Origin of the sequence: Mesorhizobium sp. C268A (assembly GCF_040324475.1) — a bacterium.
Lineage (GTDB): Bacteria > Pseudomonadota > Alphaproteobacteria > Rhizobiales > Rhizobiaceae > Mesorhizobium.
The window spans coordinates 1,068,579-1,091,221 of sequence record NZ_JAMYVX010000003.1; the positions used below are offsets into that span (position 1 = coordinate 1,068,579).

Here is a 22,643-nt window from a genome sequence, read left to right on the forward strand (position 1 = left end):
ACCCTGCGCGGCTGAGGATCGACGTCCATGCTGGCGATAATTGCTGCGACACTGGTTCTGACGACGGTGGTTGGTGGGCTGATATCCGCCTTCTGGCTCGAGGCGCGTCATGGTCTCCATGACCCCATGCCGCCGGACATGTCGGTGCCCAGGCAACTGAACGCCCCGGCCTGGAGCCGGTGGTCCTGACATGGACGCGATCACCGCGACACTCGACCCGAGAACGCGAGCCGGCTGGCTGCTGCTCGGCTTCGCGCTCGGCGGTTTCTTCGACGGCATCGTCCTGCATCAGATCCTGCAATGGCATCATCTTCTCTCGGGCGTCGCCGATCCGGTGGGTTCCGACCTGCGCTTCCAGATCATGGCCGACGGCCTCTTCCATCTTTTCATGTATGTGCTCGCCGTCGCCGGCACGGTGCTGCTGGTGGCCGCGAGGGCGGCCGGCGCGCGGCCCGGGACCACCACGGAGATCCTGCGGCTCGCCTTCGCCGGGTTCGGCGTCTGGCATGTCGTCGATGCCGTCGTGTTTCACTGGCTGCTGGGTCTGCACCGGATCAAGATGAACAGCGACTTGCCGCTCGCCTGGGATATTGCGTGGCTGGTCATCTTCGGCATCGTGCCGCTTGTGTTGGTGCTGGTGCTGCCCAACCGCGGCGGACCGGCACGCGGTGCTTCGGCAGCGCTTACCAGCATCGTCCTGCTCGCGGGATTGGCAGCCGGCGCCGGCCCGTTCTTCAACGGTGCCGCCAATTCCATCATCGTCTTTCGGGCCGGGATGGAACCGGCGGCGATGATGCGGGCCGTTGAAGTCGCCGACGCCCATCTCAAATGGGTCGACGCCAGCGGCACCATCTGGGCGGTCGACCGCGTCTCATGGCGCGGGTTGGTATCCCTTCACGCGCGCGGCGCCCTTGTGGTCAGCACGACGCCTGTCATTGCCGGATGCCTCGCCTGGACCGATGCCGCCGGAATGAGCAGTAGCTCCAGCCAGCAGCGAGGCACTCCTGCCAGGCTATGACTTCCGGACAGGGATAGGGGAGTATCAAGCATGCAGTTCGCCACCGAGAGCAGCCACGGCCGGAGCCTGACACCGCGCATCGTCGTGGTCGGCGGAGGCTTTGCCGGTCTGGAGGTTGCCAAGGCGCTTGGCAAGGCGGAAATCGGGGTGACGATCATCGACCGCCACAATCACCACCTGTTCCAGCCCTTGCTCTATCAGGTTGCAACCGCCGCCTTGTCGGCGCCTGATATCGCCGAGCCCATCCGCAAGATCCTGGGCCGCTATCCCTCGGTTCAGGTCCTCTTCGGCGATGTCACCGAGATCGGCACCGAGGCCAGGATACTGGTGCTGGCCGATGGGACCACGGTCCCCTACGACATCCTGGTCTTGGCCACTGGTTCGCAGCCATTCTATTTCGGCCAGGAGAGCTGGGCTCGGGTTTGTCCCGGTTTGAAGACCATCGAGGACGCGCGCACGATCCGGTCACGGCTGCTGCTATCGTTCGAGCACGCGGAACGGACCACCGATCCAGTCGAGCAATCCCGGCTGATGACGATCGCCATTATCGGCGGCGGCCCGACCGGTGTCGAACTGGCGGGCTCGATCGCCGAACTCAGCCGGCACACACTGGCGCGCGACTTCCGCAACATCCGGCCCGAGAAGACAAGGATCATACTGGTAGAAGCCGGCGAGCGTCTGCTCGCCGGATTCGCCCCGGAGCTTTCCAGATATGCACGTCTGCGCCTTGAAAGCCTGGGCGTCGAGGTCGCGCTCGGCAACCGGGTCGAGGCGATCGAAGCGCATCAGATCACCGTCGGCGGCCAGGTGATCCCGGTGGCCTTGACGCTCTGGGCCGCCGGGGTGGCGGCTTCTCCGCTGGTCGCCCAGCTTGGTGTCGGGCTCGACCGCGGCGGTCGGGTGAAGGTCGAATCCGACCTGCAGGTCGTCGGCCATCCCGATGTCTTCGCGCTTGGCGACGTCGCACTGGTCCTCGATGGGAACGGCCAGCCATTGCCGGGTCTTGCCCAGGTCGCCAAGCAGCAGGGCGAGCACCTCGGCAAGGCACTGGCACGCCGGATAGATGCTGGCGATACGCTGCCCGCTTTTGTCTTCAGCAATCGAGGCAACACGGCCATTGTCGGCCGCCACGCTGCCGTGTTCGAATCGGGCAGGCTGAAACTGAAAGGCTGGTTCGCCTGGTCTGCCTGGGCGCTCATCCATGTCTACCTGCTCGTCGGTTTTCAGCACCGCGTTCAGGTCTCGATCCAGTGGCTCTGGCGCTACCTGACCTATGAGCGTGGCGCCCGGCTCATCGCCGAGGAGCGAGTCGAACCGGGTTCGAAATCATCGCCGGGAGCGGCCCCGAGAGAGCCGCTGCCAACCAAGGCAGACGCCGCCCCGGCATTGCACGCCCGCACTGACTAGATTGCCGGGTGCTCAGTTCGGAGACAGTGGCGATGCGGGGGTCAGCTCTGGATTCCGCCACGGCCCGTCGTCCCACGGCAGCCCGAACCTCGATAGTTGAGGCGGGTGGTTCCCAGCTTGTATCCGGTGCCGGCCTGATGGATCCGGATGGCACCAACGACGTTGCGTCCCTATATGAACAAATGAACACAGGCTCCTCGAAACGGGATCTGTTGAACCCCTCCTCTTCAGAGACAGCTCGTCATGACGTCACCTGCGACTGCTGAACAACCCCCGGTCATTCAGACGGGGCTTCCCGCCCTGAGCAACAGCTATGCGCAATTGCCGGAGCGCTTCTTCGCGCAAACAGATCCGAAGCCGGTGTCCGAACCGCGGCTGATCCGGTTCAACCGGCACCTCGCGGAGGAACTCGGGCTCGATGCCGACCAGCTTACCAGCCCGGATGGAGTGGCGATGCTTGCCGGCAACAGATTTCCGGAAGGGTTGCAAGCAATCGCCCTGGCCTATGCGGGCCACCAGTTCGGAAACTTCGTGCCTCAGCTTGGCGACGGGCGCGCCCTGCTGCTTGGCGAAGTGGTGGACGTCAACGGCGTTCGCCGTGACATCCAGCTGAAAGGATCGGGACCAACGCGGTTCTCGCGCAACGGCGACGGCCGCGCCGCACTCGGCCCTGTCCTGCGCGAATATGTCGTCAGCGAAGCGATGGGGGCGCTCGGCATTCCGACGACGCGAAGCCTTGCGGCGGTGCTCACCGGCGACCCGGTCTATCGCGAGGTCCGGCTGCCCGGCGCCGTCCTGACACGGGTGGCGGCAAGCCATATCAGGATCGGCACGTTCCAATATTTCGCCGCGCGCCACGACACCGAGGCGCTCAAGATACTGGCCGACTATGCCATTCAGCGTCACTTCCCACAGCTGGCGGGGGAAGCACGGCCGTACCGGGCTTTGCTGGAGGCCGTTGTCGCCGCACAGGCGGACCTGGTGGCGCGCTGGATGCTGGTCGGCTTCATCCATGGCGTCATGAACACCGACAACATGTCGATCTCGGGCGAGACGATCGACTATGGCCCATGCGCCTTCATGGACGCTTACGACCCCAGCGCGGTGTTCAGTTCGATAGACCGCGCCGGTCGCTATGCCTATGCCAACCAGCCTCGTGTCGCCACATGGAACCTTGCGCGCTTTGCCGAGACCCTGCTGCCGCTCATGAGCACGGACGAGAATGAAGCAGTGTCTGAAGCGGAAGAGGTGCTGAGGTCGTTCCAGGCCTCCTATGAGGCTGTGTTGCAGCGCGGCTTCCGCAGAAAACTCGGACTGCTGACCGAAGCGGAAGGCGACTTGCAGCTCGCTGCCGACTTTCTGGATGTGCTGGCTCTCGGCGAAGCGGATTTTACGCTCGGCTTCCGGCGCCTGGGCGATGACCTCGACGCTGCGGACGGCCAAGGCACGGCGCGGCAGTTGTTTAAGGATCCAGGTGCATTCGATGCCTGGTCGGCGCGGTGGCGCCAGCGCATCGCAAGCGAGGGCGACACGGCCACGCGCCGTTCTGCCATGCAATCGGTCAATCCCAAATTCATCCCCCGCAATCATCGCATCGAGGCGATGATCCAGGCGGCGTTGGGCGGCGACTTCAGACCGTTCGAGGAGATTCTGGCGGTCGTCAGCCGTCCCTTCGATGAGCAGCCGGGAATGGAACGCTTTGCTGAGCCGCCACGCCCGGATGAGCGCGTCCTGCAGACATTCTGCGGTACATGAGACATTCGTGATGGTCGCTTAACATGTGCAAATGCGGAAGACCCATTTGCAAGCTATCGTCACGGGCACTCTCGTAGGGGCTGAGCTATGACGATCATAGAATTGGCATTCGAATTGCTGGCACGGAAGCTCGTAGACCGTACCGGAATATCAGACGAAGATGCTCGAGACCTTGTCGCAGCCATGGGAGCTGACTGGTCATCGCTCGTGCGAGCAGCGAGGGCGATCAAAGAGACTTAGGTCTTTTGACGTCGTTTTTGCTGCCACCAGCTGCGGGCAGATCGGACCAGAGGCTGCTGCCGCGATCCAGGCGCGACACCGCGCTCGTCACCGATCATGTCAGCAACGTGGTCAAGCACTGTATTTCGGTCGCTCCAAATCGACCGGATACAACACGCTGCTCTCATGAAAGCCACTGTGGCCCGCTACGCAAGTCGCCGGAAGCTCGCAATAAACTGCGATAGCAGCCCAGGCTTAGGATTTATATTGCAGGCCCGCACCACTGGCGGGGCGACGCGGGCGGGCCTTCGTTGAAATCCGCGTTGGGAGTCAGATTCCGTCGGCACCGAAATCACAGGTGCTGACGAAGCAGACGGAACTTCCCCCCACGATCACGGTTTGGAGTCACGAGACCAACCCAAGGAGATGCAGATGTCGAGCAAAATGCCGCCCGTGCCGCCTGAGAACCAGAGCCAGAAGGGTCGAGGAGAAGGGCGACAGATTAGCCACGATGATGCCCAGCACGGCACTCACGGAGCGCCGGATCCGGAGCGCCAAGGGCAGCAAGCCAACACCAAGGTCAACACCACTCATCAGGGCCGTCAGCAGGATCGGTGATCATGTCCACATCGAAGAAACACCCGAACACGATCCGGCAGGGCGGGCCAGGCGCATCGCACGAGAACGCCAGAAAACCCCTGCAGGTCAACAAACCCCCGGCGGATGAAGACCGTCGATCCAAAAGCCGAGTTTCAGGGGGTGGCGGTGAAAAGGACAGTCATCATTCGCACAATCCAGCCAAGAAGGGTAGCAACAGTTGAACCCACGGCTTTGTGAATGATTGTGCTAAAGCGCGCCGCGTGTTCATGTCATTGTCTCACAACCGAGCCTTTTTTTGAGTGACATGCATTAGCCGACCAGGGTGAAGATCAGCGAGTCGAGACGCCCGGAAAAACCGGAGGCCGTGGGCCCGCACCACTGGCGGAGCGATGCGGGCCCGGCCAAGGGTTACGGCCCTCGACCAGCAGCGAGGGGCTCGCTGCCGGATGCAGAACAAGCCCCGTAATTTCAGGTTCCGCTAATATACAAAAAAGCCGGCCACCTTTCGGCAGCCGGCCAGTTCCAACAGAACAAGGGAACGTGCACTGATGGGGCAGTGCAACGCCCGAAGTGTTTCGAGGCGACGATGTTCCACCGGAAATCCACAGATTCGCCGTTTCGATCTACATTGGCCGGATTGAAAGATCTTTGACGATCTCTCCCAAGTTCTCGCGGAGCCCGGTCCGACGTGTGGCGCCCTGTCTGCGCCTTGGCCCTCTATGCGGCCAGCAAGCTCATCCTTGAAGAAGGCCCGCCGCGGCTGCCGCATGCGTCAACACCGGCGTGCAATTGGTCGAGCGCGCGTCAGACCGGGGACTGTCAATGCGAGCGTCTGTCGACGTAGGTGTAGACGCCGGCCCCAATGGCGACCGCGCCGACCGTGATCACGATCGATGGCGCGCCCATCAAACTGGCAAGGATCGCCCAGATGAGGGCGATGACGATAGCGCCGAGTGTTCCCAGGATCAGTCTCGGCATTGTCTACCCCTCCACGTTCGGACCGCCCGTGGATGGTCGTCACCCACCGGTCATGCGAAACACCGCATGAAAGCACAGTGTGGCCCATGAGGTGAAGGGCCGCGCCGGAATACTCCGGTGCGAAAAAGATGATGCCCGCGCCGCCAAAGCCCGGGTGTTCAATAGCCAAATGGCTGGACCGGCGCCTAGCGCCTCAGCGCGTGGACTTCCGCCATGCTTTCGCCGCCCATCGGCAGGGCCATGTCATCATCGAGCAGCCGGGTGATGCGGGCAAAGCCCGTAAACGCCTTCCTGGCTGCTTCGGCCGACATTCTGCCCGAGAGGGCCGCGGAGCAGCAATTCACGGCGCATTGATACACAGGCCCACGCCGTCCCAATGGCCATTTCTGCAAAAAGACCATCGCTTCGGCAACGCTATCGACTTCCTCGACGGGGTGTCCCTGCCCGCGCGCAATGCGCACGGGCGTAAAGAAATGCAAGCGGTCCATTTTTGTTCTCTCCCTGGTCGGCCGCAACGCGGACCAACCTTACTAAATTCGCGGATAGCGCGTTTGTTCCGCTTATTGCAAAAAAATCTGCGCTGGTGGGCTTGGGTTGCCGACGCCCGCTTTTGTCCGGAACGTTAGGCCGGCTGATGCATTTCGCTCTCGTGATTGCCTTGAGGGACACGTTCAAACCATGCGGATAGCCCATGTCGCCCCTTTGCACGAATCGGTGCCACCCCTTCTCTATGGCGGCACCGAGCGCATCGTTTCATATCTGACCGAAGGTCTGGTCGAACTCGGCCATGAGGTGACGCTGTTCGCCAGCGGCGACAGCCGGACGTCGGCCAGACTGATACCAGGTCGCGAACGCGCGCTACGCCTCGATCCGCGTCCACTGAAATCGGACACGGCGGCGCATCTTGCGATGCTTGCCGATGTGAGGAACCGAGCCCACGACTTTGATATCATTCATTTTCATCTCAGTCATTTCCTGCATTTCTCGTTCTTCGAGACCATGCCGGACAAGACGGTGACGACGCCGCATGGCCGGCTCGATTATGTCGACCTGGCGCCAGCCTATGAGCGCTTTCCGCGCTTTCCGCTGATCTCGATCTCACATAGCCAGAAGACCGGGCTTGCGAATGCCAATTGGCTGACCACCATCCATCACGGGCTGCCGACGGGTCTCTATAAGCCGACCTTCGAGACGGCGGCGGGCGAACCATACCTTGCCTTTCTCGGCCGGCTTTCGCGCGACAAGCGGCCGGACCGGGCCATCGACATCGCCTTGCGCTCGGGCATGAAGCTCAAGCTGGCGGCCAAGATCGGCGACGATGATCGCGCCTATTTCCATGAGACGATCGAGCCGTTGATCGATGGCGACCGCATCGACTATGTCGGCGAGATCGCCGAGAGTGAGAAGACTGAATTCCTCGGCAATGCCGCTGGTCTGCTGTTTCCGATAGACTGGCCCGAGCCGTTCGGCCTTGCCGCGATCGAGGCGATGGCGTGCGGTACGCCAACCATCGGCTGGAACTGCGGTGCGTTGCCGGAAGTCATCGACCATGGCGTTACCGGATTTGTCGTCGATTCTCTCGACGCCGCGGTCGCCGCGGTGCCGGCCTTGCTGCAACTCGACCGGCGAAAGGTGCGCGCCGTCTTCGAAAGTCGGTTCTCCGCCAACAGGATGGCGCGCGACTATCTCACTGCCTATGCGCGTCTCATCGGCGCCCCGGCTGAATCGAAAGCGTCGTGAACGACGGCGGACGTTCCGAGCCCGAAACAGAGATTTGTGACTGATGACCGAACTTGACGAGCGCAAGCTCGACCCTGCCGTGGCCCTTGCCTCCCTGGACGAAACCGCGCCGCGCGAGCCGCACCGGCTGTTTGCCCTGAAGCAAGGCGACTGTTTCGCCGTGGCCGATGCCTACGGCGATATCAGGGGTGCGGGCGACGGTTTCTTCCGTGACGACACCCGGGTGCTGTCGGAGTTCAGGCTCACCGTCGGCGGCCGGCAGACATCTCTGCTCGGCGCCTCGCTCAGCCAGGACAATGTGCTGTTCACCAGCAATATGACCAATTTGCCGATGCAAAGCGTCGGTGGCCGCGACATCCCCCAGGGCGCCATCCATATCGAGCGCGTCAGGCTGTTGTGGCAGGACCGGCTGTTCGAGCGCATCACCCTTTCCAACTACAGCCAGGAGCATTCGGCAATCCGCGTCTCGCTGCATTTTGCCGCCGATTTCCGCGACATGTTCGAGGTGCGCGGTTCGACCCGGCCGAAGCGCGGAATGGCGCATGCAGCGGAGATCGAGCCTGCCTCGGTGCTGCTGCGCTATGACGGACTGGACGGGCTGGCGCGGGTGTCTGCGATCACGTTCTCGCAGCCGCCGGACCAGCTGAGCGCCGAGCGCGCGGATTTCCTCATCGCAGTGACCAAGCGCAGCAGCAAGATGCTTTACGTCGAGGTCGGCGCGGAACTGACCGAAACGCCCGACCGCGACCGCTTCCGGGCGGCCGCGGCGCGCGCCCGTTTCGGCATGCGGGCCAAGCGCCGCCATGGAGCGACGGTGCACAGTTCGGGCCGCGTCTTCAACGATTGGGTCGAACGCGCTCGCGCCGATGTCGCCTTGCTGACCACCGAGCTGTCGACCGGCCCTTACCCCTATGCCGGCATCCCCTGGTTTTCGACGGCCTTCGGCCGTGACGGCGTCATCTCGGCGCTGCAGATGCTATGGCTCAACCCCGGCCTGGCGCGCGGCGTGCTTGCCTTCCTCGCCCAGCACCAGGCGACCGAGACATCGCCTTTCAGCGACTCGCAGCCCGGCAAGATCATGCACGAGACGCGCAAGGGCGAGATGGTGGCGCTGCAGGAGCTACCCTTCGGCCGCTACTATGGCGGCGTCGATACCACGCCGCTCTACATCCACCTCGCTTGCGCCTATGCCGAGCGCACCGGCGACATGGACTTCATCGCCAGCCTGTGGCCATCTCTCTGCGCCGCCGCCAAGTGGACGGAAGAGGCGAGCCGCGCAACCGGCTTCGTCACCTATCAGCGCGCCGCCGAATCCGGCCTTGCGAACCAGGGCTGGAAGGACAGCTTCGACTCCGTCTTCCACGCCGACGGGCGCATTCCCAAGGGGCCGATCGCGCTGGTCGAAGTGCAGGGTTATGTCTTCGCAGCCTTCAGGGGCCTTGCCGCTCTCGCCCGCCGCCGGGGCGAGTTCGCGCAGGCCGAGCACTGGGAAAATCGCGCCGAAGAGATGCGGATCGCCGTCGAGCGTGATTTCTGGCTGGACGATCTCGGCTTCTATGCGCTGGCGATCGACGGCGCCGGAGAGCCGTGCAAGGTGCGCACGTCGAATGCCGGACACCTGCTCTATGTCGGCCTGCCCGAACCGGCGCGGGCTAAGATGGTCGCCGACCAGTTGCTTTCGGCTTCCTTCCACTCCGGCTGGGGGGTGCGAACGCTTTCCGACGATGCTGTGCTGTTCAACCCGATGTCGTATCACAATGGTTCCATCTGGCCGCATGACACGGCGATGTGCGGCGCCGGCCTGGCGCGGTTCGGCGAGCGTGACAGCGTGGTGCGGCTGATGAGCGGCACGTTCGAATCCGCCGTGCATTTCAACATGCGACTGCCGGAACTGTTCTGCGGCTTTACCCGCTCGCCGGGTGAAGCACCGATCGCCTACCCCGTCGCCTGCCTGCCGCAAGCCTGGTCGGCAGGCTCGGCCTTCATGCTGATGCAGGCGTGCCTCGGTCTGGAAATCGACGGCTGGAACGGCGAAATCCACGTCACTCGACCCCGTTTGCCGATCGGCATCGATACGCTGACGCTCAGGCATCTGGGTGTCGGCGAAAAGAGGGTCGATCTTACCTTCCAGCGTGTCGGCGACCGCGTCGTCGCCTTTCTCGCCGACCGCCATGAAGGGCTGGTTCCGCTGATCGTGCGGACATGATCGGAACGGCTTTCAACGGGAACCGATCCCAGGGTTTGTGCGTTGCAAAAAACACAGGTTCTCACGGGCGATCGTCGGCTGCGAACACTCAAATGGAACCATGAAGAAAAAGGCCCTGACGGCCAAAATTGAGTTGGAATTGGAATGACCGATTATGGCATGGCCCTGCTCTGGGTCTTGATCCTTGCAAGCCTTGGCCTTTCGATTCTAGCCGTTCTGTTATCGATCTCCAGGCAACGTCGTAGCCATAGCTTGACGGTTGCACCGACTGCCGGCGAGGACGTCGCATCGGAAGCGACGCGCAAGGTTTTGCGGGAGTTCGAGAAGAATGGACAATCTCCCGACGCGGCGCTGGTGAACTGGTCGCCCGACACCTTGCGCAAGATACTTGCCGACGACCTGCCGGACGCGCAGGTCATCGTCGTCTCGAACCGAGAACCCTATATCCACAACATCAAGGACGACGGCGTCGAGCTTCTGGTGCCGGCCAGCGGCCTGGTGTCGGCGCTTGAGCCTATCACCCGCGCCTGCAGCGGCACCTGGATCGCCTATGGCGGCGGAACGGCGGATCGTCTGACGGTCGATAGCAACGATCGGGTTCAGGTGCCGCCGGACAATCCGTCCTATACGCTGCGCCGCGTGTGGCTGAGCGACGACGAATATCAGGGCTACTATCTCGGCTTTGCCAATGAAGGGCTTTGGCCGCTCTGCCATATCGCCTTCACCCGGCCGGTCTTCCGTGCCTCGGACTGGGAGGCCTATGAGGCCGTCAACCGCAAATTCGCCGATATGGTGGTTGCCGAGGCGCGCAATGAGCGGCCGATCGTGCTGGTTCAGGATTACCATTTCGCGCTCCTGCCGCGCATGATCCGCGAGCGCCTGCCGGAGGCGATCATCATCACCTTCTGGCACATCCCGTGGCCGAACTCCGAAGTGTTCAGCATCTGCCCATGGCGCGAACGCGTTCTTGATGGACTGCTCGGGAGCTCGATCATCGGCTTTCACACCCAGTTTCATGCCAATAATTTCACTGAAAGCGTAGACCGGTTCCTGGAAAGCCGCATCGAGCGCGCCGACGCCGCGATCTCGTATGGCGGGCGGACGACCCTGGTGCACGCCTATCCCATCTCCATCGAATGGCCGGCCGAACTCCTGGCGAAACTGCCACCGGTCGAGGAAAGCCGCGCCCGCCTGCGTGAGCGGTTCGGCCTGTCGGCGGACGTCAAGCTGTGCGTCGGCGTCGAGCGCCTGGACTACACCAAGGGCATCCTCGACCGCTTCCATGCGCTGGACGAATTGTTTACGCGCCACCCCGAGTGGATCGGCAAGGTAGTGTTCCTGCAGATTGCTGCCCCAAGCCGCGGCACGTTGCCGGCCTACCAGCAATTGCACGATGAATGCCTGCGTTATGCCAACGAGCTCAACCAGCGCTACGGTCATGACGGCTACAAGCCCGTGGTCATGGTGGCTGAGCACCATTCGCAGCAACAGGTCTATGAGATCTATCGCGCCGCCGACATCTGCATGGTCACCAGCCTGCATGACGGCATGAACCTCGTAGCCAAGGAATTCGTCGCCGCGCGTGACGACGAACAGGGCGTGCTGTTGCTCAGCACGTTTGCCGGCGCGTCGCGCGAACTGCTGGAAGCACTGATCGTCAATCCTTACGACGCGGCGATGATGAGCCAGGTGCTGCTGCAGGCGCTAACCATGTCACCGGACGAACAACGCGAGCGCATGCGCCCGATGCGCGAAATAGTGCGCGACAACAATGTCTTTCGCTGGGCCGGCAGCATGCTGCTCGATGCGGCGCGCCTGCGCAAACGCGGCGACCTCGAAAGAGCGACAAGTGTCGCCGAGCGGCCCGCAAACACCGGCAGCAACATCGTCTCACTGTTCGACCGCATGCGGAAGGTGGCGTCATGAATAGCCTGTCGAAAGCACCGGGCCTGCCAACCGCACCCGACCTGCCGGAAGGACAATGGGCGCTTTTCCTCGACATCGACGGCACGTTGCTGGAGCACGCCGCGCACCCCGACGCCGTGTCCGTGAGCGACGAACTGCGCAACCTCCTCGGCGCCGTCGACAAACGGCTGGACGGCGCCGTCGCCTTTATCACCGGCCGCTCGGTCGAGGGCGCCGACCGCCTGTTTCATCCGTTGAAGCTGCGTGTTGCCGGTCTCTATGGGCTGGAACACCGGCTGACGCCGGACGGCCCGGTCGTTACCGCCGATGCTCCCGCCGATATCGCTGCCCTTGCCGACGCCATCGAGGCCGAACTGGATGACGGCCTTGTTCATATCGAGCGCAAGGGTCCGATCCTCGCCATCCATACGCGTGCGGCGCCGCATCTGCTGGCCAGGGCAACGCATCTTGTCGAACAGGCATTGACCGAGCTTCCCAAGGGCTATCGGGTTATCCCGGGCAACGCCGGCGTCGAACTCATGCCGCTCGAAGCAGCCAAGGGCGCTGCCGTGCGGCGTTTCATGGCAATCCCGCCCTTTGCCGGACGGCGGCCGGTCTTTCTCGGCGACGACACCGCCGACGAAAACGGTTTCGAGGCGATCAACGAGGCCGGCGGCATCTCGATCCGGGTCAAGCCGCGTGGGCCGACCGTGGCCCAATACAGGCTCGATGATGTCACCTGCGCGATAGCTTGGCTTGCCGCCAATTTCGACGCATCACCGGCCCTCAACCGCAAAGCGTCCTGATCGCTGCCGTCTGCGGGTCGAATCAAGATCGCCGCGATTGCGCCGACCTTCGCCAAAAGCCGATCGATAAGCGCTGTTCTCATTGAATATCTTTAAGGCCAAAGCCGGCAAATGGATTGCTTGCCGGTTCCCCTGCGTCAGGCATAACCTGCGCAGTCGACGCGTGAGGGCGCGTGCGGCATCAAGGGGAGGACATCGCAGTGACCATACAAGGCGCATCACCTGATCTATACAATGAGGATCTGGCTCCGGCCAAAGTCCGAAACTGGGGGCCGTTCTCTATCTTCAACGTCTGGACGTCGGACGTCCACAGCCTCTGGGGCTATTATCTCGCCGCAAGCCTGTTCCTGTTTTGCGGCGGCTTCGTCAATTTCATCATCGCCATCGGCATCGGTTCGCTGATCATCTACGCGCTGATGAACATGGTCGGCTATGCCGGCGTGAAGACCGGCGTGCCCTACCCCGTGCTGGCGCGCGCCTCCTTCGGCATCTGGGGCGCCAACATTCCGGCCCTGGTGCGCGCCATCGTCGCCTGCTTCTGGTACGGCGCGCAGACGGCGGCGGCATCGGGCGCGATCGTGGCGTTGCTGATCCGCTCGCAATGGTTCGCCGATTTCAACGCCAACACGCATTTCCTCGGCCATACGGGTCTGGAAGTGATCTGTTTTGTGGTCATCTGGGCACTGCAATTGCTGATCATCCAGAACGGCATGGAAACGGTGCGCCGCTTCCAGGATTGGGCCGGACCGGCGGTGTGGGTGATGATGTTGATCCTGGCGATCTATCTCTGTGTAAAATCCGGGAGATTTGCCTTTACCAGCGACATCCCGATGGATGTGCTGCTCGACAAGACAAAGGATGCCGGCGTACCCGGAACCCCTGGCTCCTGGACGTCGCTGTTTGCGGTGGCGGCGATCTGGGTCACCTATTTCTCGGCGCTCTATCTCAATTTCTGCGATTTCGCCCGCTATGCCCCAGACAAGGCATCGCTGCGCAAGGGCAACATCTGGGGCCTGCCGATCAATCTCATCCTGTTCTCGCTGGTCGCCGGCGTGACCACCATCGCTGCCTTCGACGTGTATGGCGAAGTGCTTCTGCATCCCGACCAGATCTCGGCGAAATTCGACAGCTGGTTCCTGGCAGCGCTTGCAGCCCTGACCTTTGCCGTGGCGACGCTCGGCATCAATGTGGTGGCAAACTTCGTCTCGCCGGCCTTCGACTTCTCCAACGTCTTTCCGCGGCAGATCGACTTCAAGAAGGGCGGCTATATCGCGGCCGTAATCGCGCTGGTGCTCTATCCCTTCGCGCCGTGGGAAGGCAGTGCCGCATCTTTCGTCAACGTCATCGGCGCGACGATGGGGCCGATCTTCGGGGTGATGATGGTCGACTACTATCTGATCCGGAAGGGCGAGGTCGACGTCGAGGCACTGTACCGCGAAGATGGCGAGTTCCGCTTCCAGGGCGGCTGGCACATCAACGCCTTCATAGCCGCCGGCATCGGCGCCATCTTCTCCTCGGTCCTGCCGAACTTCACCAACTTGCTGCCGGCATGGTGGGGCGTTTATGGCTGGTTCTTCGGCGTCGGCATTGCAGGGGTCATCTACTACGTCCTTCGCACCGCCGCCCTTGGCGCAGGGGCCAGGACGGCGAAGGCGTGAAATTGAGGGATAGGGAGTAGTCAGTAGTCAGTAGTCAGTAGTCAGTAGGGAATAATACCCCTACTCCCTACTCCCTACTCCCTACTCCCTACTCCCTACTCCCTACTCCCTACTCCCTACTCCCTACTCCCTACTCCCTACTCCACCATCTCAGCCAACCTCCGCACCGTGTTCCAGTTGCGTGCGGTGCCGATGCCCATGCGCTTGTGGTTCATGGCAGCGAGCAGCCGCGAGCTTGGCCGCTCGCGCGAAAAGACGACCCAGATGTCGCCATCGACCGAAGCCACCTTCTCGTCCTCGGCGGCATAGGCCTGGAGCGCGGCCACACCATCCGCTGGCGCTGGCTTGCGCATCACCCGCACAGCCACCTGATCGCCTGCCTCGGCAGAGTCGGCCGGGAATGGGTTGCCGGCGGCAAGTTTCAGCCAATCCTCGGCAGTGCGCACGATGATGACGACGTTGCGGCCGAAGGTTTTTTCGAAGGCCGTTTCCAGCCGCTGTTCCAGCTTGGCGATGCCGGTCGCCCGTGTCTCGAAGACCAGATTGCCGGTCGCCACCAGGGTGCGCGGGTTCTTCAGCCCAAGCTGTTCAGCCATCGCCTTGAGGTCGGCCATGACGACCCGGCGGCCTTCGCCGAGGATAATGCTGTAGAGCAGCGCAACATAGGTCTGCATCAGCTGCGAAACCTCACCGTGGCCCTAGACCAGTCGCGACTGGTCCACCGCGGCCGAGATGAAGCTGGCGAACAGGGGATGCGGCTCAAGCGGCCGGCTCTTCAGCTCCGGATGGTACTGGACGCCGATGAACCAGGGATGGTCGGGGTATTCGACCGTTTCCGGCAGCACGCCGTCGGGCGACATGCCGGCAAACACCAGGCCGCAATCTTCCAGCCGCTCCTTGTAGTCGATATTGACCTCGTAGCGGTGGCGATGGCGCTCGGAAATCTGGGTGTCGCCATAGATGTCGGCGATCTTCGAACCCTTGGCGAGTTCAGCCTGATAGGCGCCAAGCCGCATGGTGCCGCCGAGATCGCCCGTTTCGCGGCGCTTCTCCAGCATGTTGCCTTTCAGCCATTCGGTCATCAGGCCGACGACCGGCTCGTCGGTCGGACCGAATTCGGTCGACGAGGCGTGTTCGACGCCGGCCAGCGAGCGCGCTGCCTCGATGCAGGCCATCTGCATACCGAAGCAGATGCCGAAATACGGCACCTTGCGCTCGCGGGCGAATTTCGCCGCCAGGATCTTGCCTTCCGAGCCGCGCTCGCCGAAGCCGCCGGGCACCAGGATGCCATGCACCTTTTCCAGCCACGGCGTCGGGTCTTCCTTCTCGAAAATCTCGCTCTCGATCCAGTCGAGCTTGACCTTGACGCGGTTGGCCATGCCGCCATGCGACAAAGCCTCGATCAGCGATTTGTAGGCATCCTTGAGGCCGGTGTATTTGCCGACAATGGCGATCGTTACCTCGCCTTCCGGATTGTGGATGCGGTTGGACACGGCCTGCCAGGGCTCCATGCGCGGCTTCGGCGCCGGATCGATACCGAAGGCGGCCAGCACTTCCGAATCGAGCCCTTCCTTGTGGTAAGCCATCGGCACGTCATAGATGTGGGGCACGTCGAGCGCCTGGATGACGGCACTTTCGCGCACATTGCAGAACAGCGACAGTTTTCTGCGCTCTTCCTTGGGGATGGCGCGGTCGGCGCGGACCAGCAGGATATCGGGCGCGATGCCGATGCCGCGCAGTTCCTTGACCGAATGCTGGGTCGGCTTGGTCTTCAGCTCGCCGGCCGTGGGGATGTAAGGCATCAAGGTCAGGTGGACATAGACGGCGTTGTTGCGCGGCAGATCGTTGCCGAGCTGGCGGATCGCCTCGAGAAACGGCATCGCCTCGATATCGCCAACCGTGCCGCCGATTTCGCACAGCACGAAATCATAGTCGTCATTGCCGTCGAGCACGAAATTCTTGATCTCATCGGTGACATGCGGAATGACCTGCACGGTGGCACCGAGATAGTCGCCGCGCCGTTCGCGCTCGATGATGTTCTTGTAGATGCGGCCGGTGGTGATGTTGTCTTGCTGGTTGGCCGAGCGGCCGGTGAAGCGCTCGTAATGGCCAAGATCGAGATCGGTCTCGGCGCCGTCATCGGTGACGAAAACCTCGCCATGCTGGTAAGGCGACATCGTTCCGGGATCGACATTGAGATAGGGATCGAGCTTTTTGATGCGTGCGCGATAGCCTCGCGCCTGCAAGAGAGCCCCAAGGGCCGCTGCAGCGATGCCTTTTCCAAGTGAGGAAACCACGCCGCCTGTGATGAATACATATCGCGCCATGGGAGTCATCGCTTAACGCGGCCGAATTGATTCCGCCAGAGAAAAAACCGCCGCTGAGGCTTTTTCCAGAGAAGGCGCGATAGTCCCGAGGTTCGAGACTGGTGTTTTGGTCAAAACAAAAGGGCCGGCAAAAGCCGGCCCTTTCGGCAGGTTTGTGAAAGCGTCAGATGATGACGACCTTGGTGCCGACCCTGACGCGGCTGTAGAGGTCCATGACGTGCTCGTTGATCATGCGGAAGCAGCCATTGGAAGCGCTGGTTCCGATCGACTGCGGCGCGATGGTGCCGTGGATGCGCAGATGCGTGTCCTTCTTGCCGTCGTAGAGATAGATGGCGCGGGCGCCGAGCGGGTTCTGGCCGCCGCCGGGCATGCCGTCCTTGTACTGGCCATAATGCTTGGGTTCGCGCTTCTGCATGTCGAGCGTCGGGATCCAGCGCGGCCATTCCTGCTTGTCGCCAACGGCAACCTTGCCCTTGAACTGCAGGCCTTCGCGGCCGACCGCGATCGCATAGCGGCGGGCGGTGAAAGCCGATTCGACGAGGTAGAGGCGGCGCGCGCTGGTATCGATGACGATCGTACCCGGCTCATAGCCGCTGAATTCGACGTCCTGCGGCACGAATTCCGGCTTCACCTTGAACTGCTTCTTGGCTTGCCGCTTGGCGAGAGCCTGGTCGAGCGCGCGCGTTTCGGGGAGATAGGCAATCGACGAGGCAGAGGACGTGCCGCCGAACAGGCCGGCGAACAGTCCGCCGCTCGTCGGCTTCTGGCCCGGGGCCTCGCTGCGCAATTCGCCATTGTTGCCGGTCAGCGCGATATTCATCGCTTCGGCCGGAAGCGGTTCAGCCGATTCGATCGGCTCGATCGGCGCGATCGGGTCAACCGGAGCGATGATCTTGGTGGTCTTCTTGCCTGGCTTGGCGTCGGCAACCACGACCGGCTTGCCCTTGCTTGCCAGGAACGCCTGGCGCTGGGCATCGGCCCTGGCTTTCGCCGCATCGCGCATCGCCAGCTTGCGGGCCTCGAGCGCCTTGACGCGGGCGAGATCCCTGTCGGCGGCGATCTTGTCTTCGAGCTTGCTGATCTGAGCCAGATCATCCGGGCTCGGGTTTTTCTTCTTCTTGAGAAGCTTCAGCTGCGTCGCATCGCTCTTGGCGGCGACGTTGATGACAGCGGTTTTGCCAACCGCCTGCGGTGAGGTCATTGCCGGAGTGCCGGCGAAGACCGCGGAGCTCATGCCGAATACGGCACAAAACCCCATGAAAATGAAGCTGCGAAGCTGCATGGCGAAGATCCGATCGTTCAATGCTTGTTGCCCACGGCGTCGCCCGGCGCCCCCCAAGGGCGCAGAAAGTGCCGCCGGCAATCTATAATCGAAGTGGCGTACGGGCCTCAAGCACGGGGTGCGGTCGAATCTTCGTGATCGTGTGCCATTTGCCGCGACTGTGTTGAAACAACAACAGATCGCGGCATCTGACGCTACCGACTACTGGTTCGGAACCTGCGGTGTCACCGGCAAGGTAACGCCATTGGTAGCCGGCGGCGTAGCCGAATCGGTTGCAGGTGGCGTCGCCGGAGATGGAGCCGTCGCCGGGGCCGTGGTGGCGGGCGGCGTGGTGGCGGCGCCGTTGGCCGCGGGCGCGGCCGGTGCGGTGTTGCCCGAAGGCGGCGTCGGCGCCGTCGTGCCGGGCAACTGATTGAGCACGCCGTTGCCGCTGTCGGCCGGCACGCGGTCGAGAATGTCGATCGGTTTTTCGCCATAGCGGGCAACGATCGAGAGTGTCAGCGACGTCACGAAGAAGGCCGCGGCCAGGATCGCCGTCGCCCGCGTCAGCGCATTGGCGGCGCCACGCGCGGTCATGAAACCGGAACCGCCGCCAATGCCGAGACCACCGCCTTCGGAGCGTTGCAGCAGCACCACGCCGACAAGGGCGAGCACGACCATGAGGTGGATGACGATCAGTACGGTTTCCATATTTTATCCTGGCAAGCCCTGCCGCTCCCTGGCGATCAGGGCCGGTGATTTGGAGGCGGCTCCATACAATGCTTTAACGGCATTTCCAAGCCCGTGGCCGGAATATGGGAAGCAATGCGCCCTTTGCAACGATTTCCGCCGAACTGCTGCGTTCATAAGTCTATGACCGAACTGGTCGGCAACGAAATTCCGGGGCCTACGAGATATTCTGGTATGCCTCGGCGATGGCGAGAAAGTCGGACGCCTTCAGGCTGGCGCCGCCAACCAGCGCGCCATCGACGTTTTTGACGCCTAGCAGTTCGACAGCGTTGGACGCCTTGACCGAGCCGCCATAGAGGATGCGCATCTTGCCGGCCACGGCTGCGCCGAGCGCTTCCGCCAGTTTTTGGCGGATATGCGCGTGCGCCTCCGCCACGTCTTCGGCGGTCGGCGTCAGGCCGGTGCCGATAGCCCATACCGGCTCGTAGGCGATAACGGTGTTGGCGGGCGTTGCGCTCGGTGGCACCGAGCCGGCGACCTGGCGCGATAACACGTCGAGTGCTGTGCCCGCTTCGCGCTCGGCCTTGGTCTCGCCGATGCAGATGATGGCGACGAGCCCTGCCCGCCACGCCGCCGAGGCCTTGGCGAGGACGATGGCATCGTCCTCGCTGCGCTGTTCGCGGCACTCGGAATGGCCGACAATGACGTGGCTGGCGCCCGCATCCTTCAGCATCTCGGCTGAGACGCAGCCGGTGAAGGCGCCGCTTTCCTTGATGTGGCAGTCCTCGCCACCGGCCCGCACCGGCGTGCGCGACAGGATTTCGACGGCGCGCGACAGTAAGGTCGCCGGCAAGCAGACCAATGCTTCGGTCTCTGCGTCGAGCCCGCTCATGAAGCCGTTGCCGATCATCCTGAGCTCGTTCAGCGAAGCGCTGGTGCCGTTCATTTTCCAGTTGCCGGCAACGAGCGGTCGAATTCCTGGCGTCATGGGGATCTGGTTCTCCGGGCGACATTGGGGTCTCGCCCTCCCTATCAAAATCAGGCCACAAAGCAATCGACAGTGAGCCGGAAGGGCGCTATTGCGCTTGTTTCAGACTCGGGCGCACGCAAAACTGCGCAAAAATCGGAAGTAACAATGCTTGGTATATTGAGAAGCGCGGCAGGGACCTGGGTCGCGAAAGCCCTGCTGTCGCTGCTGGTGTTGAGTTTCCTTGCCTGGGGCGTCACCACGCGGATGACGGGCGGCTTCCTGGCTGGCCATCATGCGGTGATCACCGCCGGCAGCACCACCGTGTCGATCACCGAGTACCGCCTCGCCTACGATCGCCAGATCGCCATGCTGCAGCAGCAGATCGGCCAGCGCATCAGCCGCGACCAGGCCAAGGCCTATGGCATCGACAACCAGGTGCTGGCTCAGTTGGTGTCCGGCGCCGTCCTTGACGAACAGGCGCGCAAGCTCGGGCTTGGCTTCTCCAAGGACAGGCTGGCCGAACTGACGCGGCAGGAACCCGCCTTCCAAGGCCCGAATGGCCAGTTCGACCGCCGGCTGTTCGAATCCCGGCTGCGCGAACTGGGAATGCGGCCGGAGGATTATCTGAAGAACCGGGCTCAGGTGGCGGTGCGCCAGCAGATCGTCGAAGCGGTTTCGGACGGCCTCAAGGCTCCGGACACCTTCTTCAAGGCAGTTGCGCTCTATCGGGGCGAAGACCGCACCATCGACTATCTGATCTTGCCAAAGGCGTTGGTGGAGCCCATCGAGGCGCCATCCGACAGCGTGCTTCAGGCTTATTTCGAGGCCAACAAGAAAACCTACGCGGCGCCAGAATACCGCAAATTCTCCTATGTCCGGCTCGAGCCCGAAGACATCATGGATGTCAGCGCCGTAACGGACCAGCAGGTCAGCGACGACTACAACAAGAACAAGGGCCGCTACACCACGCCGGAAATGCGCACCATCGAACAGCTGGTGTTCCCTTCCGCGGACGCCGCCAAGGCGGCATCCGATTCGCTGAAGACGGGCGCCACTTTCGACAAGATCGTCACCGCGCAGGGCAAGACCCCGGCCGACACGCTGCTCGGCACGCTCTCCAAGGATAAGATCACCGACAAGGCGGTCGCCGATGCCGCATTCGCGCTTGCCGTCAACGAAGTCAGCCCGGTCGTCCAGGGCGCGTTCGGTCCGGTGCTTTTGCGCGTCACCGAGATCAAACCGGAAACGGTGAAGCCGCTGGCGGAAGTGTCAGACCAGATCCGAAAGGATCTGGCGCTCGGCGAAGCAAGCCGCATCCTGCTCGACGTGCACGACAACTACGAAGACACCCGCGCCGCCGGCAGCACGCTGGCCGAAGCCGCCGCCAAACTGAAGCTCAAGGACGTCACCGTCGAGGCCATAGACCGCACCGGCCTCAAGCCGGACGGCACCATCATCAAGGACCTGCCGGCATCGCCGGACCTGATCAAGGCGGTGTTCGAGGCCGAGCCCAACACCGAGAATCAAGCCCTGACCACGCCTAACAACGGCTTCGTGTTCTATGAACTGACATCGATCACGCCGGCTCGCGACCGCACGCTGGACGAAGTCCGCCAGCGCGTGGTGGCGGACTGGACGACAGAGGAAACGACCAAGCGGCTGACCGCGAAAGCAGACGAACTCGACAAGCGCCTCAAAGCTGGCACCACACTCGACGTCATCGCCGGCGAACTGAAGCTTGAAAAGCAGACCAAGCGCGGCGTGAAGCGCGAGGCCGACGATGTCGATTTCGGCAAGGAGGGTGCTGCTGCGATGTTCGGGGTCGGCGAAGGCGGCACCGGGCTGATCCCCTCGCCCACCGGCGACGGCCAGATCCTGTTCAAGGTCGCCGAAGTGTTCGAGCCGGCCGGAGCCGACGCCAGCTCGGTACCCGACGATGCGCAAAAATCCTTCACGCAAGGCATGTCCGACGATCTGCTCGACCAGCTGGTGGCGCAGTTGCAGACGCAGTACGCCGTCAGCGTCGACCAGGCCGCCGTTTCCCAAGCCCTCGCCCAATGAATGGCCTTAGCCCAATGAACGTCTTGGCCCAATGAGCGCCCTGAAGACCCATATCGCCAAGGTCGCCACGGGAACCGGGCTTACCTTCGAGGAAGCGCGCGAAGCTTTCGACATCATCATGTCTGGCGACGCGACGCCGGGCCAGATCGGCGGCTTCCTGATGGCGTTGCGCGTGCGCGGGGAGACCGTGAGCGAGATTTCCGGCGCCGTCGCCACCATGCGTGCCAAGATGCTGCGCGTCGAAGCTCCTGAGGGCGCCATCGACATTGTCGGCACGGGCGGCGACAATTCGCATTCAGTCAACATCTCGACCGCTTCGGCCTTCGTCATTGCCGGCTGCGGCGTGCCGGTCGCCAAGCACGGCAATCGCGGCCTGTCGTCGCTGACGGGCGCTGCCGATGTGCTGGTCGCGCTCGGCGTCAAGATCGATATCCTGCCAGAGGTGATCGGCCGCTGCATCCAGGAGGCCGGCGTCGGCTTCATGTTCGCGCCGGCGCACCACCCTGCGATGAAGCATGTCGGCCCGACCCGCGTCGAGCTCGGCACGCGTACCATCTTCAACCTGCTCGGACCGCTGTCCAATCCGGCTGGCGTCAGCAGGCAGATGGTCGGCGTGTTCCTGCCGGAATGGATCGTGCCGGTGGCCGAGACATTGAAGGCGTTGGGCACCGAGCATGCCTGGGTGGTCCATGGGGATGGCTATGACGAAATCACCACCACCGGCGAAACGCAGGTGGCGGAACTGGCCGGCGGCGAGATCCGCCATTTCACGCTCACCCCGGAAGCCGTCGGCCTGCAGCGCCACACCAAGGACGAGTTGCGCGGCGGCGACGCCGCCTACAATGCCACGGCGTTGCGCGACATGCTGAGAGGTGCTGCCGGGGCCTATCGCGATACGGTGCTGATGAACGCCGGCGCCGGCATGGTGGTGGCCGGCAAGGCGACGACGCTTGCCGACGGCATGGCCGCGGCCACACAGGCCATCGACAGCGGCCGGGCGCTGGGCGTGCTCGACAGGCTGGTCGAGATTTCGAACGGATGA

At 63.0% G+C, this 22,643-nt stretch carries 20 protein-coding genes; 13 read left to right on the plus strand and 7 right to left on the minus strand.

All coding sequences use genetic code 11. From position 1 onward, the window contains the following. Positions 1-27: 27 nt before the first annotated feature. The 6 genes from NKL06_RS32055 to NKL06_RS32080 all read left to right on the plus strand — a co-directional run bounded on the left by NKL06_RS32055 (position 28) and on the right by NKL06_RS32080 (position 5,220). Complete coding sequence (locus tag NKL06_RS32055) at positions 28-189, plus strand: hypothetical protein (RefSeq protein WP_023693466.1); 162 nt, start codon at positions 28-30, stop codon at positions 187-189. Position 190: 1 nt separating this feature from the next. Continuing rightward, positions 191-1,018 (plus strand): DUF2243 domain-containing protein, encoded by an 828-nt coding sequence (locus tag NKL06_RS32060; protein WP_023696175.1) that lies wholly within the window; start codon positions 191-193, stop codon positions 1,016-1,018. Between the two features lie 30 nt (positions 1,019-1,048). Further along, a complete protein-coding gene (locus NKL06_RS32065; RefSeq protein ID WP_023693465.1) occupies positions 1,049-2,425 on the plus strand; it encodes an NAD(P)/FAD-dependent oxidoreductase in 1,377 nt (458 codons plus the stop codon). Between the two features lie 243 nt (positions 2,426-2,668). Then, positions 2,669-4,180, plus strand: coding sequence for a protein adenylyltransferase SelO (locus NKL06_RS32070; RefSeq protein ID WP_023693464.1), 1,512 nt, complete (start codon positions 2,669-2,671; stop codon positions 4,178-4,180). A gap of 651 nt (positions 4,181-4,831) precedes the next feature. Then, positions 4,832-5,017 carry a hypothetical protein gene (locus tag NKL06_RS32075; RefSeq protein WP_023682450.1) on the plus strand — a complete coding sequence of 62 codons (186 nt, stop codon included), beginning with the start codon at positions 4,832-4,834 and terminating at the stop codon, positions 5,015-5,017. Positions 5,018-5,019: 2 nt separating this feature from the next. Next, positions 5,020-5,220, plus strand: a complete 201-nt coding sequence (locus NKL06_RS32080) for a hypothetical protein (protein WP_081725396.1) — start codon at positions 5,020-5,022, stop codon at positions 5,218-5,220. A gap of 598 nt (positions 5,221-5,818) precedes the next feature. Here NKL06_RS32080 and NKL06_RS32085 read toward each other — a convergent pair. Together NKL06_RS32085 and NKL06_RS32090 are read right to left on the minus strand one after the other, a co-directional pair. Further along, positions 5,819-5,977 carry a hypothetical protein gene (locus NKL06_RS32085; RefSeq protein WP_023693462.1) on the minus strand — a complete coding sequence of 53 codons (159 nt, stop codon included), beginning with the start codon at positions 5,975-5,977 and terminating at the stop codon, positions 5,819-5,821. A gap of 185 nt (positions 5,978-6,162) precedes the next feature. Continuing rightward, positions 6,163-6,465, minus strand: a complete 303-nt coding sequence (locus NKL06_RS32090) for a DUF982 domain-containing protein (protein ID WP_023688551.1) — start codon at positions 6,463-6,465, stop codon at positions 6,163-6,165. 190 nt (positions 6,466-6,655) lie between these two features. Between NKL06_RS32090 and NKL06_RS32095 the strand changes: the two genes are divergently transcribed. From NKL06_RS32095 to NKL06_RS32115, 5 genes are all read left to right on the plus strand, one after another. Next, positions 6,656-7,717, plus strand: a complete 1,062-nt coding sequence (locus NKL06_RS32095; RefSeq protein ID WP_023693461.1) for a glycosyltransferase family 4 protein — start codon at positions 6,656-6,658, stop codon at positions 7,715-7,717. Positions 7,718-7,760: 43 nt separating this feature from the next. Then, positions 7,761-9,923, plus strand: coding sequence for an amylo-alpha-1,6-glucosidase (locus NKL06_RS32100; RefSeq protein WP_023693460.1), 2,163 nt, complete (start codon positions 7,761-7,763; stop codon positions 9,921-9,923). Between the two features lie 144 nt (positions 9,924-10,067). Beyond that, a complete protein-coding gene (locus NKL06_RS32105; RefSeq protein ID WP_023693459.1) occupies positions 10,068-11,849 on the plus strand; it encodes an alpha,alpha-trehalose-phosphate synthase (UDP-forming) in 1,782 nt (593 codons plus the stop codon). Then, complete coding sequence (gene otsB, locus NKL06_RS32110; RefSeq protein WP_023702849.1) at positions 11,846-12,634, plus strand: trehalose-phosphatase; 789 nt, start codon at positions 11,846-11,848, stop codon at positions 12,632-12,634. Before NKL06_RS32105 ends, otsB begins: the two co-directional genes overlap by 4 nt. A 200-nt stretch (positions 12,635-12,834) precedes the next feature. After that, positions 12,835-14,292, plus strand: coding sequence for an NCS1 family nucleobase:cation symporter-1 (locus NKL06_RS32115; protein WP_023693457.1), 1,458 nt, complete (start codon positions 12,835-12,837; stop codon positions 14,290-14,292). A 137-nt stretch (positions 14,293-14,429) separates the two neighbouring features. Here NKL06_RS32115 and NKL06_RS32120 read toward each other — a convergent pair whose 3' ends face one another. The 5 genes from NKL06_RS32120 to tpiA form a co-directional block, all read right to left on the minus strand. Beyond that, complete coding sequence (locus NKL06_RS32120; protein ID WP_023702848.1) at positions 14,430-14,966, minus strand: DUF1697 domain-containing protein; 537 nt, start codon at positions 14,964-14,966, stop codon at positions 14,430-14,432. Between the two features lie 24 nt (positions 14,967-14,990). Continuing rightward, entirely contained in the window at positions 14,991-16,628 is a 1,638-nt protein-coding gene (gene pyrG, locus NKL06_RS32125; RefSeq protein WP_081725397.1) for a CTP synthase, read from the minus strand. 154 nt (positions 16,629-16,782) lie between these two features. Continuing rightward, entirely contained in the window at positions 16,783-17,901 is a 1,119-nt protein-coding gene (locus NKL06_RS32130) for a L,D-transpeptidase (protein WP_023693456.1), read from the minus strand. A 201-nt stretch (positions 17,902-18,102) separates the two neighbouring features. After that, entirely contained in the window at positions 18,103-18,591 is a 489-nt protein-coding gene (gene secG / locus NKL06_RS32135; protein ID WP_023693455.1) for a preprotein translocase subunit SecG, read from the minus strand. 196 nt (positions 18,592-18,787) lie between these two features. After that, complete coding sequence (gene tpiA / locus NKL06_RS32140) at positions 18,788-19,558, minus strand: triose-phosphate isomerase (RefSeq protein ID WP_352581587.1); 771 nt, start codon at positions 19,556-19,558, stop codon at positions 18,788-18,790. 147 nt (positions 19,559-19,705) lie between these two features. On the opposite strand from tpiA, the gene NKL06_RS32145 reads away from it, so the two are divergent. Continuing rightward, entirely contained in the window at positions 19,706-21,601 is a 1,896-nt protein-coding gene (locus tag NKL06_RS32145; protein ID WP_023688560.1) for a peptidylprolyl isomerase, read from the plus strand. Positions 21,602-21,632: 31 nt separating this feature from the next. Beyond that, the gene (trpD, locus tag NKL06_RS32150; protein ID WP_023684712.1) at positions 21,633-22,643 is read left to right on the plus strand and encodes an anthranilate phosphoribosyltransferase; all 1,011 of its coding nucleotides are present in this window, start codon (positions 21,633-21,635) and stop codon (positions 22,641-22,643) included.